The sequence below is a fragment of the Parafrankia colletiae genome, assembly GCF_001854655.1.
Classification (GTDB): Bacteria; Actinomycetota; Actinomycetes; order Frankiales; family Frankiaceae; genus Parafrankia; species Parafrankia colletiae.
In genome coordinates, this window is record NZ_MBLM01000112.1 from 27,166 (window position 1) to 42,288 (window position 15,123).

Annotated in this window: 1 protein-coding gene; it reads left to right on the forward strand. The window is 76.2% G+C overall.

All coding sequences use genetic code 11. The annotated features are described in order from the left end of the window. Window positions 1-7: 7 nt before the first annotated feature. On the forward strand, window positions 8-15,118 hold the full coding sequence (locus tag CC117_RS40125) for a type I polyketide synthase (protein ID WP_071084459.1): 15,111 nt from the start codon (window positions 8-10) through the stop codon (window positions 15,116-15,118). Window positions 15,119-15,123: the final 5 nt, after the last annotated feature.

A 15,123-nucleotide genomic window follows, 5' to 3' on the forward strand; every position in this document is an offset into this window, starting at 1 on the left:
CCCCGCAATGGGATCCGAGGAACACCGCGCGACCACCGACGCGACCATTCAGGTGACGCCCCACGGCGGCGGCGCCCGCGAGCCGATCGCGGTGGTCGGCCTGTCCTGCCGGCTGCCCCAGGCCGCGGGCCCCGCCGAGTTCTGGCGGCTGCTGCGCGACGGCGTGGACGCGGTGACCGACGCGCCGGCCGACCGCTGGGACTCCGGGCTGCTCGCCGAGCTCGGGCTGTCCGGGTACGCCCGGGGCGGGTTCCTCGACGCCGTCGACCGTTTCGACCCGGCCTTCTTCGGGATCTCCCCGCGCGAGGCCGCTGCCATGGACCCGCAGCAGCGTCTCGTGCTGGAGCTGGCCTGGGAGGTGCTGGAGGACGCCGGTGTCATCCCGGAAGCACTGCGCGGCAGCCGGACCGGCGTGTTCGTCGGGGCGATCGGCTCGGAGTACGCGAGCCTCGCCGGGCGGTACGGGCCGGCGGCGATCGACCGGCACACCCTGACCGGCCAGGCCCGCGGCCTGATCGCCAACCGGGTCTCCTACCTGCTCGGGCTGCGCGGGCCGAGCCTCGCCGTCGACGCCGCCCAGTCCTCCGGTCTGGTCGCGGTCCACCTGGCCTGCGAAAGCCTGTGGYGGGGCGAGACGACGCTGGCGATCGCCGGCGGCGTCAACCTGAACCTGCTCACCGAGACCAGCGTCGCGGCGGCACGGTTCGGCGGGCTGTCCCCGGACGGCCGCAGCTACACCTTCGACGCCCGCGCCAACGGCTACGTGCGCGGGGAGGGTGGGGCGACCGTCCTGCTCATGCCGCTGTCGCGGGCGGTCGCCGAGGGCCGGCACGCCTACGGGGTGATCCTGGGCGGCGCGGTGAACAACGACGGCGGCGGCGCCGGTCTCACCGTTCCCGACGGGGCCGCGCAGGCCGCCGTCCTGCGGGCGGCCTACGCGGACGCAGGTGTGGACCCTGCCGACGTCCGCTACGTCGAGCTGCACGGGACGGGCACGAAGGTCGGTGACCCGGTCGAGGCGGCGGCGCTGGGCACGGTGCTCGGCACCGGCCGCTCCGGTGACCGCCTGCTGCGGGTCGGCTCGGTGAAGACGAACGTCGGGCACCTGGAGGGAGCGGCCGGCATCGTCGGGCTGCTCAAGGTCGTGCTCGCCCTGCACCACCGCCAGCTTCCGGCGACCCTGAACCACACCAGCCCGAATCCGGCGATCCCGCTGGCCGACCTGGGCCTCGCCGTCCAGGACCGGCTCGGAGCGTGGCCTGCCGGTGCCGGCACGCCTGTCGCGGGTGTCAGCTCGTTCGGCATGGGTGGCACCAACTGCCACCTGGTCGTCGCCGCGGCGCCGGCCGCAGCTGCGGTAGGCGGCGAGCGATCCGACGGACGCACGGACGACGGGTCGGCCGGGCCGGGCGGGCCAGGCGGGCCGGGCGGGACCGGGGCGGGCGCCGGCACCGCGGTGCTGCCGTGGGTGCTCTCTGCGCGCGGTGACGCGGCGCTGGCGGCAATGGCCACCCGGCTGCTCGCCCACCTCGACGCGCACGAGACCGGCCACGGGGCGCGGCCCGCCGACGTCGCCTGGTCCCTGGCCACCACCCGGGCGACGTTCGAGAACCGGGCCGTCGTCCTGGGGTCCACCGAGGCGGAACTGCGGGCCGGGCTCGGGGCGCTCGCCGCGGGGCTCCCGGCGGCCGGGCTGCACGACGGACGCGCGGCCCAGGCGGGCCGGGTCGTCTTCGTCTTTCCCGGGCAGGGCTCGCAGTGGGTCGGCATGGCCGGCGCGCTGCTCGGGCAGTCACCGGTGTTCGCCGCGGCGGTGGACGACTGCGCGCGGGCACTGGCCCCGCACATCGACTGGTCCCTGCATGACGTGCTCGGCGGTGCCCCCGGTGCCGCCTCCCTGGACCGCGTCGACGTCGTCCAGCCGGCCCTGTTCGCTGTGATGGTCTCGCTCGCCCGGCTGTGGGAGTCGCTCGGCGTGCGGGCGGACGCGGTGATCGGCCACTCGCAGGGCGAGATCGCCGCCGCGCATGTCGCCGGCGCGCTGACCCTTTCCGACGCGGCCCGGATCGTGGCGCTGCGCAGCAGAGCGCTCGTCGCGCTCGCCGGCCGCGGCGCGATGGCCCAGATCGCCGTCCCCGCCGAACAGGTGCGCGCCCATCCGCTCGCCGACCCGGCGCGCGTCTCGGTCGCCGCCGTGAACGGGCCGGCGTCCACCGTCGTCTCGGGCGACCCGGCGGCCGTCGCCGCGCTGGTCGCCGAGCACGACCAGCGCGGTGTGCGGGCCCGGCTGATCCCGGTGGACTACGCCTCGCACTCGCCGCAGGTGGAGACGGTCGGTGCCGGCCTGCGTGCGGCGCTGGCCGACATCCGCCCGACGTCGTCCACGGTGACCTTCTACTCCACGGTGACCGGCGGCGCGCTCGACACCGCCGGGCTGGACGCCGACTACTGGTACCGCAACCTGCGCCACACCGTGCAGCTGCAGCCGGCCACCGAAGCCGCGCTCGCTGCCGGGCACCGACTGTTCATCGAAGTCAGCCCGCACCCGGTGCTGACCGGCAGCCTGCAGGAGACGTTCACCGAGGCGGCCCCGGAGGAATTCGCGACTTCGGCGGCACTCGCGGAATCCGGGCTGCCGGCGGCGTCGGCTCCGTTCGGCGACACGGCGGCCGTGGTCGGGACCCTGCGGCGCGACGAGGGTGGCTGGGCGCGGCTGCTCGCCTCGGCCGCGCAGGCGTTCACGCGGGGCGCCGGCGTCGACTGGGCCGCGGCCCTGCGCGGCCAGCCCGCCGTCGCCGCCGTCCGTCGGGTCCCGCTGCCGACGTACCCGTTCCAGCGCGAACGCCACTGGCTGGGCGACTCCCACCAGGTGCCGGCCGCCCTCGGTGACATCCCCGCCGCCCGGCCGGCCATCCCGGCCGCCGGCGCGACGTCCAACGGCGCGGGGTCCAGGGGCGCGGCCTCGCTCGGCTCGTCCTGGGCACGCCGGATCGCGGCGCTCGACGCGCCCGAGCGGGGACGGACACTGGTCGAGCTGGTCCGGACGCACGTGGCGATCGTCCTCGGCCATGTCACCCCGGACGCGATCGACCCGGACCGGGCGTTCAAGGACCTCGGCTTCGAGTCGGTGTCCGCCGTCGAACTGCGCGACCGCCTCGCGGGGGCGACCGGCCTCCCGCTGGCACCGAGCCTGCTGTTCAACCACCCGACGATCGCCGCGCTGGTCCGGCATCTGGACGAGGTGGCGCTCCAGCGGGCGGGCACCGGCCGGCAGGCGGACAGCCCCGCCGCGGACATCGCGGCGACCGACGACGACCCGATCGCGATCGTCGGGATGGCCTGCCGCTTCCCCGGCGGGATCGGGTCGCCGGAGGACCTCTGGCGGGTGGCGGTCACCGGCGCGGACGTCGTCACCGACTTCCCGACCGACCGCGGCTGGGACCTGACCCGCCTGTACGACCCCGACCCGGCCACCCCCGGCGCCAGCTACGTGCGGACCGGCGGGTTCCTCACCGCCGCGGGCGGGTTCGACGCGGACTTCTTCGGCGTCTCGCCGCGGGAGGCACTCGCGATGGACCCCCAGCAACGGCTCCTGCTGGAGGTCGGCTGGGAGGCGATCGAGCGGGCCGGGCTCGACCCGACAGCGCTGCGCGGCAGTCGCACCGGCGTGTTCGTCGGCGTCATGCCGCAGGACTACGGCCCGCGCCTGCACGAGCCGGCCGGCGGCCTGGACGGCTACCTGCTCACCGGCAGCACGACCAGCGTCGCCTCCGGGCGCCTGGCCTACACCCTCGGGCTGGAGGGGCCGGCGGTCACCGTCGACACCGCCTGCTCGTCCTCGCTGGTGGCGCTGCACCTGGCCGCGAGCGCGCTGCGCGGCGGCGAGTGCTCGCTGGCCCTGGTCGGCGGCGTCACGGTGCTCACCAGCCCGGGCATCTTCGTCGAGTTCAGCCGCCAGCGCGGGCTGGCTCCGGACGGCCGGTGCAAGCCGTTCGCCGCCGCCGCCGACGGCACGGGCTGGGCCGAGGGCGTCGGAATACTGATCGTGGAACGGCTCTCGGAGGCACGGGCCCGCGGCCACCGCGTACTCGCGGTGATCCGTGGCTCAGCGGTCAACTCGGACGGCGCGAGCAACGGGCTGACCGCGCCGAACGGCCCGTCCCAGCAGCGGCTTATCCGGACGGCGCTGCGCGGCGCCGGGCTGGAACCGGCGGACGTCGACGCGGTGGAGGCGCACGGCACCGGCACCCGGCTCGGCGACCCGATCGAGGCCGAGGCACTGCTGGCCACCTATGGCCAGGACCGGCCCGCGGACCGTCCCGTGTACCTGGGGTCGGTCAAGTCGAACATCGGGCACACCCAGGCGGCGGCCGGCGTCGCCGGCGTGATCAAGATGGTGCAGGCGCTCGAGCACGGGGTGCTGCCCGCGTCGCTGCACGTCGACGCGCCGTCCCCGCACGTCGACTGGACGGCCGGCGCGGCAGCCCTGCTCACCGAGCCGACGCCGTGGCCGCCGTTGGAGCGCCCTCGCCGGGCCGCCGTCTCGTCCTTCGGGATCAGCGGCACCAACGCGCACGTCATTCTGGAGCAGCCGGCGGCCGAGCAACCGGCCGGTCTCGTCGGCACCGCCACCCGTGCGGCCGGCGTGGCCGGTGTGGCCGGTGTGGCCGCCTCAGCGGTTCCTGCCCTGCCGGCGGTGCCCACCGCGCCGGCGGTGGTGCCGTGGACGCTGTCGGCGCGGGGCGAGGCGGCCCTGCGCGCGCAGGCCGCCCGGTTGCGGGACACGCTCACCGCCCCGACCGGCCAGGGGACGACCGACCAGGCCGCGCAGACGAACCGAGCCGACCAGACCGACCAGGCGTCCGAGGAGCCGGGGGCTGGCCGACTGGACGATCCCCGTGCCGTGGGTTACGCGCTGGCGACCACGCGCGCCGCGCTCCCGCACCGGGCGGTACTCGTCGGGCGGAGCACGGCGGACTTCGCCGCCCTGCTCGACGCGCTCGCGGCGGGAGCACAGGCGCGCGGGCTGACCCGCGGCGTCGCCGGCAGCCGGCGGACCGTGGCGTTCCTGTTCTCCGGGCAGGGCAGCCAGCGGCCGGGGATGGGCCAGGCGCTGTACACAGCCCAGCCGGTCTTCGCCGACGCCCTGGACGAGGTCTGCGCGGCCCTCGACCGGCACCTCGACCGCCCCCTGCTGAGCGTCCTGCACGCCGAACCCGACAGCGACGCCGCGGCGCTCGTCCATCAGACCCGTTTCACCCAGCCCGCGCTCTTCGCCTTCGAGGTCGCCCTGTACCGGCTGGTCACCACGCACGGCATCGAGCCGGACTACCTGACCGGCCACTCGCTGGGCGAGCTGACCGCCGCCCACCTCGCCGGGGTGTTCGGCCTCGAGGACGCCGCCCGCCTCGTCGTCGCCCGCGCCGCGCTGATGCAGGACCTGCCCGCCGACGGCGCGATGCTCGCCCTCGACGCCGACGAGTCGACCGCCGCCGCGCTGCTCGCCGGGCATGAGGCCGCGGCGTCGGTAGCCGCGACCAACCATCCGACGGCGACCGTCGTCTCCGGGTCGGGGGACGTCCTGGAGTCCGTGGCGGAGGACGCCCGCGCCCGGGGCATCCGTGTGCGCCGGCTCACGGTCTCCGGCGCGTTCCACTCCCCGCACACCGACCGTGTCCTCGACGAGTTCGCCGCGGTGGCCGCCGCCGTCCGTTACGCACCGCCGCGGATCCCCCTCGTCTCGAACCTCACCGGCGACCTCGCCGACCCGACGGAGATCACCACGGCCGGCTACTGGGTCCGGCACGTCCGCGGAACCGTCCGCTTCCACCAGGGCATTCAGGCGCTGCGCCGGCTCGGCGTCACGACCTATCTGGAGCTCGGGCCCGACGGCACGCTCGCCGCCCTCACCCGCGGCACGCTCGAGCACCCGGCCAGCTCTGCCGGCCCGGCCAGCTCTACCGGTGGGGCCGACCCCGCCGGTACGGCCGCTGCGGGCGCCGGCGCGGCCGGCGGCAGGGACCGTTCGGACGGCGAGGCTGGCAACGACCGGGACCGGGAACTGGTCCTGCCGCTGCTGCGTCGCGAGCGGGACGACACGGAGACCGTGCTGGAGACCCTCGCCCGGCTGCACACCACGGGGCACACCGTCCACTGGAACGCGGCCTTCCCCGGCCCGCGGCCGGTGCGGGTCGACCTCCCGACCTACCCGTTCCAGCACCGGACCTTCTGGCTGTCCGCCGCCGGGACCGGGACCGGGAGCGGCCTGGCGGATGCCGGACTGCGCGGCACCGGCCATCCGCTGCTCGGCGCGGCGGTCGAGATCGCCGACATCACGGACCTGGCGGACGCGGTCGACCGCCCGGTGGGCCAGCCTGCCGGACGGCGCGACGGGCTGGTGCTGACCGGCCGCCTGTCCACCGCCACCCAGCCGTGGCTGGCGGACCACACGATCGCCGGGACGGTGCTGCTGCCCGGCACCGGACTCGTCGAGCTGGCGCTGCACGCCGCGGGGTACACCGCCCAGCAGCACCTGGCCGAGCTGACGCTGGAGGGCCCGCTGCCGCTGCCAGCGGACGGTGCGGTCCTGGTGCAGGTCACCGTCGGGGCCGTCGATGACGCGGGACGCCGGGACGTACGGGTGTACGCGCGGCGGGATGCCGCCGGCGTGCCCTGGACCCGGCATGCGTCCGGCGTGCTGACGGCCGAGCCGGGCACGTCCGGATCGGACGGAACACCGGTCGGGTGGCCGCCTGCCGGGGCCGTCCCGGTGCCACTCGACGGCCTGTACGAGCGGCTCGCCCTGTCCGGCTACGACTACGGGCCCGCCTTTCAGCCGCTGCGGGCGTTGTGGACCGGCGGCCCGGACGGGCGGACCCTGCACGCCGAGATCGCCCTGCCGGACTCGGCGGAGTCGACCGTGCCGGGCCAGGACGACGGTCTGGAGCTGCACCCGGCGCTGCTCGACGCGGCGCTGCACCCAGTGGTCGGCGGGCTCGCGGTGTTCGCCCGGGGCGCCGGGGCGGCCCCCGACGCCGACGGCGCGGGTGACCCGGGCGCGGGGTCGATGCTGCTTCCGTTCTCGTTCAGCGGCGTAAGCCTCGTCGCGACCGGTGCCCGCGTGCTGCGCGTCCGGATCACCGCACTCGACGCCGGCCGCCACGACGACGACGGCGCCCGGGTTGCGCTCGCCGTCGCGGACGGCGCCGGGCAGCCGGTGGCGACGATCGAGTCGGTCACGCTGCGGCCGGCGGCCCGCGCCCGGCTCACCGCGCTGACGGCGGGAACGGCCGGAACCGCCGGCCCGGCCCTGGGCCTCTACCGCCCTGTCTGGGGGCCGCTGCCGGCCGCGGGAATCCCATCCGCGGCGACGACGGCTGCCGCACCCGGAGCAGGCGGCCGGGCGGGGGCGGCCTCCGGCGACCTCACCCTGCTGACCCTGCCGACCGAGTCCGAGACTGGCCCGGCGGCAGCGGGCCGACGTGCCGCCGACGTCCTGGAGAGGCTGCGGGAGTTCCTGCGGTCGGACCAGGCCGGCGGCGCCCGCCTGGTGCTCGTCGTGCCGGCGAGCGACCTCGCCAGCGCGCCGGTACTCGGCCTGGTCCGATCCGCCCAGGCCGAGTACCCGGGCCGGTTCGTGCTGGTGGAGCACGACCTACCCGACGGTGAGACGCCCGACGAGGCCACCGTGCGCGCGGCCGTCGCCGCCGCCTCGTCGGCCGGCGCCGGGGCCGTGGAGCTGCGTGGCGGTGTGGTCGGCGTGCGGCGCCTCGAGCCGGTCCACCCGCTCGCGGCGGGCACGGGCGCGGGGGACCGGCTGGATCCGGCGGGGACGGTGCTCGTCACCGGCGGCACCGGCACCCTCGGCGCCCTCGCCGCCCGCCACCTCGTCACCCACCACGGCATCCGCCACCTGCTCCTGGTCAGCCGCCGCGGCCCCGACGCCCCCGGCGCGGGCGGCCTCGCCACCGACCTCACCGCGCTCGGCGCCGACGTCCAGATCGTGGCGGCCGACCTGACCGACGCGGCCGCGGCCGCGGCACTCATCGACACCATTCCGACCCACCGGCCGCTCACAGCCGTCCTGCACACCGCCGGCGTCCTGCACGACGCCACCCTGGCCAACCTCACCGCGGACCAGCTCGACACCGTCCTGACATCCAAGATCGACACCAGCTGGAACCTGCACCAGGCCACCCTCGACCAGCCGCTCGCGGCCTTCGTCCTGTACTCCTCCGTCGCCGGCACCCTGGGCACCGCCGGCCAGGCCAACTACGCCGCCGCCAACACCTACCTCGACGCCCTCGCCCACCACCGCCACGCCCTCGGCCGCCCCGCCACCAGCCTCGCCTGGGGCCTGTGGGACACCGGCTCGGGCATGGAGGCCGGGCTCGGCGCGGCCGACCGCGCGCGGTGGGCCCGGGCCGGAGTGACACCGTTCGGCGTGGCGGACGGGCTCGCGCTGCTCGATGCCGCCCTCGCCAGGACGGCGTCCCTCCCCCACGCCGGCGTGGACTCCGGACCCGACGCCGGGTCCGAGGCCGGGTCCGAGGCCGGGTCCGAGGCCGGGTCCGAGGCCGGTGACGTGGTGCTCGTGGCCGGGCGCATCGACCTGGGTGTCGTCAACGGCGGGCCGGGTGACCGGTCCGCCGTGCCGGCCCGGCGGCGGGCAGCCGCCACCCGCGGGCCGGCCGGCGCCCGGGCCGGCGACGGCGGCCTGGCCGAGGTGCTGGCCTCCCTGTCAGCGGAGGAGCAGGACCGGCTCCTGCTCGACCTGGTCCGCGAGGAGGTCGCCGCGGTCGTCGGGTATGAGGCACCGGAGTCGGTGGACGTCAGCCGGGCCTTCCGGGATCTCGGGTTCGACTCGCTGGCGGCCGTCGAGCTGCGCAACCACCTCGGACGGCGGACGGGGCTCGTCCTGCCGGCGACGCTGCTGTTCGACTACCCGACCCCGGCCGAGGTCGCCGGGCAGCTGCGGGCCGAGCTCGTCGGCCGGTCCGACGTCCCCACCGGCGCACCGGCCGCGCCGGTTGGCAGCGGTGCCGACGACGACCCGATCGTCATCGTCGCGGCGAGCTGCCGGTACCCGGGCGGGGTCACGAGCCCCGAGCAGCTGTGGGACCTGGTCGCCGGGGGTGCCGACGCGGTCAGTGCGTTCCCGGCCGACCGAGGCTGGGACGTCGAGCGGCTCTACGACCCGGACCCGGACGCCTCGGGCCGGTCCTATGCCCGCCACGGCGGCTTCCTGCACGACGCGGGCGACTTCGACGCCGAGTTCTTCGGGGTCCCGCCGCGCGAGGCCACCGCCACCGACCCGCAGCAGCGGCTGCTGCTGGAGCTGGCGTGGGAGGCCTTCGAGCGGGCCGGGATCGACCCGACATCACTGCGCGGCAGCCGCACCGGCGTGTTCGCCGGCGTCATGTACGACGACTACGGCACCCGGGTGGGCCAGGTGTCGACGGACGTCGAGGGCTACGTGCTGATCGGCAGCACGACGAGCGTCGCCTCCGGTCGGGTCTCCTACACCTTCGGCCTCGAAGGCCCCGCGGTCACGATCGACACCGCCTGCTCGTCGTCGCTGGTCGCCGTGCACCTCGCCGCCCAGGCCCTGCGCAGCGGCGAGTGCACCCTCGCCCTCGCCGGCGGGGTCACGGTCATGGCCACGCCGAACACCTTCATCGAGTTCAGCCGGCAGCGCGGCCTGTCCCCCGACGGCCGGTGCAAGGCCTTCGCCGACGCCGCCGACGGCACCGGCTGGGGCGAGGGCGCCGGCCTGCTCCTGCTCGAACGCCTCTCCGACGCCCGCGCGAACGGGCACCAGATCCTCGCCGTGGTACGCGGCTCCGCCGTCAACCAGGACGGYGCCTCCAACGGCCTCACCGCCCCCAACGGCCCCTCCCAGCAGCGCGTCATCCGCACCGCCCTCACCAACGCCGGGCTGTCGGTGGTGGACGTCGACGCGGTCGAGGCGCACGGCACCGGCACCACCCTCGGCGACCCCATCGAAGCCCAGGCACTCCTCGCCACCTACGGCCAGAACCGACCCGAGGACCGCCCCCTCTACCTCGGCTCCGTCAAGTCCAACATCGGCCACACCCAGGCCGCCGCCGGCGCCGCCGGCATCATCAAAATGATCAGCGCGCTGCACCACGGCGTCCTGCCCGCCACCCTGCACGTCGACCAACCCAGCCGCCACGTCGACTGGACCAGCGGTGACGTGCAGCTCCTCACCGGCGCCCGGCCCTGGCCCGACGTCGACCGGCCCCGCCGTGCCGCCGTCTCCTCCTTCGGCATCAGCGGCACCAACGCCCACGTCATCCTCGAACAACCCCCCACGGACGACATCCAGGCGCACCCGGGGCCGGCAGAGGACGGGACCGGCGGCACCGGCCGGGCCGCGGACGACAGCGGCCAGCAGCCGGTGCCGCCGGTGCCGCACCCGGCCGAGCGCGGCACCGCGGAGCCGTCCGACGCCAGCGCACCGCCCACCGAAACCCACCGGCCACTCGCCTGGCTGCTGTCGGCTCGCTCGGCCTCAGCGCTCGACGCGCAGACCGAACAGCTGTGGGACTTCCTGACGGCCAACCCCGACATCGACCCGGCCGCGGTCGCGGTGACCCTGGCGACCGGCCGCGCGCACCTCGACCACCGGCGGGTGGTCCTCGGGCACGACCTCGACACACTGCGGGCCGGCCTGTCGGATCCGGTCACGGGCACCGTGGAACATCCCGGCCGCGTGGCCTTCCTGTTCACCGGGCAGGGCAGCCAGCGCCCCGGCATGGGCCGTGAACTCGCCGCCGCCTTCCCCACCTTCGCCACCGCCTACGACGAGACGATCACCGCCCTCGACACCCACCTCACCCCCGCGACCGCCGGCGGCCCCACCCCCGCGGACCACGACACCGACAACCCGCCCAGCCTGCGCGACGTCCTCACCGCCGACCCCGACACCCACCCCGACCTCGCCGCCCTCGTCCACCAGACCCGCTACACCCAGCCCGCCTTGTTCGCCCTGGAAGTGGCGCTGTACCGCCTCGTCACCTCCCTCGGCATCCACCCCGACCACCTCACCGGCCACTCCCTCGGCGAACTCACCGCCGCCCACCTCGCCGGCGTCCTCACCCTCGACGACGCCGCCCGACTCGTCACCGCCCGCGCCACCCTCATGCAGAAACTCCCCACCGATGGCGCCATGCTCTCCCTCGCCACCGACGAGGCGACGGCCGCCGCGCTGATCGCGGGGCACGAGGCAACCGTGTCGATCGCCGCGACGAACGCGCCGGCCGCGACCGTCATCTCGGGCTCGACGGACACCGTGGAAACCGTCGAGCAGGCCGCCCGCGAGGCGGGGATCCGCACCCGCCGGCTCACCGTCTCCGGCGCCTTCCACTCCCCCCACACCGACGCACTCCTCGACGACTTCGCCACCATCGCCACCACCATCACCTACACCCCACCCACCATCCCGATCGTCTCCAACCTCACCGGCGCCCTCGCCGACCCCACAGACATCACCACCCCCGACTACTGGGTCCGACACCTGCGCGGCACCGTCCGCTTCCACCAGGGCATCCACACGCTCCACACCCTCGGCGTCGACACCTTCCTCGAGATCGGGCCCGACAGCACCCTCACCGCCCTCGCCGTCGCCACCCTCGAGCACGCGGCAGGCACGAGTACGGGCGCGGCCACCGGGACGGGCAGGGCCGTCGGGACGGGCAGGGCCGTCGGGACGGGCAGGGCCGTCGGGACGGGCAGGGCCGTCGGGACGCAGCGCCGCGGCCGGGACGAAGCCGCCGCCCTGCTCGCCGCCCTCGCCCAGCTGCACGTGTCCGGCCAGGTGGTGCGCTGGACGGAGGTCCTGCCGACGGCTCCGCGCCTCACCCTGCCGACCTACCCGTTCCAGCGCCGGCGGTACTGGCTGGACGTCCCTGCTGGCGCCGGCGACCTGGCCGCGGCGGGCCTCACAGCCACCGGGCATCCGCTGCTGGCCGCCGCGGTGTCGCTGCCGGACGGCGTCTCCACGCTGTTCACCGGGAGCCTCTCCCTACGGGCGCAGCCGTGGCTGGCCGACCACGCGATCGCCGGGACGGTGCTGGTGCCCGGGACGGCACTGCTGGAGCTGGCCCGCGGCGCCGGCGCGATCACCGGCTACCCACAGGTCGAGCACCTGACTCTGGAGGCGCCGATTGTCGTGCCCCCGACCGGGACGGTGCGGGTGCAGGTCGCGCTGACCGGCGAGGAGGAGTCCGACCGCCGCACACTGACGATCCACACCCGGCGCGACGACGCCGACGGCGACACCGCGGGCGCGGGCAGCGCGGACGGCGGCTGGCGGCGCCATGCCTCGGGCACGGTGACGTCCACCAGCACACCCGCCACGGGCCCGGACGCGGAGCCGTCCGCCGGCCTGCCGGGCTGGCGGCCGGCCGGCGCCGAGCCGATCGACCTGGACGACCTCTACGCCCGGCTCGCGGACGCCGGTTACGGCTACGGCCCGGCGTTCGGCGGCCTACAGGCCGCGTGGCAGGCCGGCGACACCGTCTTCGCCGAGATCGCTCCGCCCGAGCAGCTGGCCACCGCCCCGGCCGGCTTCCTGCTGCATCCGGCGCTGCTGGACGCGGCGCTGCACACCATCGCGCTCGACGCGAGCGGCGACAGCACGGTCACCGTGCCGGTCGGCTGGAGCGGGGTGACCTCGCACGCCCCCGTGCCGGCCGGGCCGCTGCGGGTGGTCCTCACGACCACCGACGCCGACCCGCGCACGGTCGCCGTCGACATCCTCGACGAGGCGGGCCGGCCGGTGGCGACCGTCGAGGCCCTCACCGTCCGTTCGGTCGACCCGCACGCCCTGGTCGGGACCGCCGGGGACGTGAGCCGGTCCCTGTTCCGGACAACCTGGCAGGAACTGCCTGACGGCGGGCCGCCCGAGGCCCGGTCGTGGGTCTTCGTCGGCACCGAGCCGCTGCGGGTCGACGCACCCGCCGACACGGCCCCGGCGACGGACCCGGCCGCCGCCCACGACACCGGTGCCGACGTGACGTCCGACGCCGCGGGCCGGACACCGGCCGGCGCGTCCCGGGCCGACGTGCGGCTGTACCCGGATCTCGCCGCGCTGCAGGGCGGGCTGGGTGACGGTGACGGTGTACCCGACATCGCCCTGGTACCGGTGATCGCGGCCGAGGGCGCGGAGGAGCCCGACGCCGCCGCGGCGGCGCACACGGCCGTGCGGGAGACACTGGAGCTGCTGCGCGGCTGGCTCGCCGACGAGCGGCTGGCCTCCTCCTCGCTGGTGCTGATCACCCAGGGTGCGGTCGGGACGGACCTGCCCGGCGACGCCGGCCCCGACGACCTGAACCGGTCCGGTGTGTGGGGGCTGGTGCGGTCGGCGCAGGCCGAGTACCCGGGCCGCTTCCTGTTGGTGGACTGCGACCGGCCGCTGGCATCGCACCTGGCCGTGCCCGCCGTGGTGCTGCGCGCGCTGYAGACGGACGAGCCCCAGGTCGTGCTGCGCCACGGCCGGGGCTACCTCCCCCGGTTGGTCCGCGTCACCCCCGCCGGCTCCACACTGCCCGCCGGCTCCACACTGCCCGCCGGCACCGCACTGCCCGCCGGCACCGCACTGTCTGCCGGCTCCGCACTGTCTGCCGGCTCCGCGCCGGCTGCCGGCGCAGGGTTCCCCTCGGACGCCGTGGTGCCCGGGGCGCCACAGCTCCGGGCGTTGGACCCGGCGGGGACGGTGCTCGTCACCGGCGGCACCGGCACCCTCGGCGCGCTGACCGCCCGCCACCTCGTGACCGGGCATGGTGTCCGCAATCTGCTGCTGGTCAGCCGGCGCGGACCCGACGCCCCCGGCGCCGCCGAGCTCGCCGCCGACCTGACCGCACTCGGCGCGCACGCCCAGATCGTCGCGGCGGACCTGACCGACCCGGCGGCGACCCGGGCGCTCGTCGGCGCGATCCCCGCCGAGCGGCCCCTCACCGCCGTCATCCACACGGCCGGCGTCCTGCGGGACGCCACTCTGACCGGCCTCACCGCCGACCAGCTCGACGCCGTCCTCCGGCCGAAGATCGACGCCGCCTGGAACCTGCACCAGGCAACCCTCGACCAGCCCCTCGCCGCCTTCGTCCTCTACTCCTCCCTCGCCGGCACCCTCGGCACCGCCGGCCAGGCCAACTACGCCGCCGCCAACACCTACCTCGACACCCTCGCCCACCACCGCCACACCCTCGGCCGCCCCGCCACCAGCCTCGCCTGGGGACTCTGGGCCACCGACGACGGCATGGACGCAGCCCTGAGCGCCGCCGACCGGTCCCGCATCTCGCGGCTCGGAGTGCACCCCATCGGCGTCGACGAAGGGCTCGCACTGCTCGACGCGGCGCTACGGTCGCCGCAACCGGTGCTCGTCCCGGCGCGTTTCGACCTCGCCGCGCTCAGAGCGCGTGCCGCCGGCGGCATGGCCCCCGGCGGCACGACCTCCGGAGCGCTGCCGGCCGTCCTGCGCGGCCTCGTGCCGGCCGTGCCGCGGAGCCGCGCGGCGGCCGGGGATGACGCGGGCCTGCGACCGTCGGCGAGGCTGGTGGACGAACTCGCCGCGCTGGCGGTCGACGACCGCGAGGAGCGGGTGCTCACCGTGGTGCGGGAGCTGACCGCCGCGGTGCTCGGGCACCCCGGCGTGGATGCCGTCCCGGTCGACCGGGGCTTCTCCATCCTCGGCCTGGACTCGCTCACCGCTCTCGAGCTGCGCAACCAGCTCGGCCAGCGCACCGGTCTGCGGCTGCCCACCACCGTGATCTTCGACCACCCGACCCCGCTGTCCCTCGCCACCCATCTGTACGAGGCGCTGGCGGCGGACGTCGGATCCCCCGGCGACGGTCTCTACGCGGCCGAACTGACCCGGCTGGAGGCCGTGATCCCGGTGATCTCGGCCGATCCCGAGGCCCGGGCCCGACTGGCGGGCCGGCTGCAGGCGCTGCTCGCCCGGGTCGGCGGCGCCGACGACCACCTCACGACCGACCACTCCTCCGCCGCCGACCCGGCGTCCTTCACCGACCGGCTCGACGAGGCGACCGATGACGAGATCTTCGACTTCATCGAGTCCGATCTCGGCATCTCCTGAAGGGA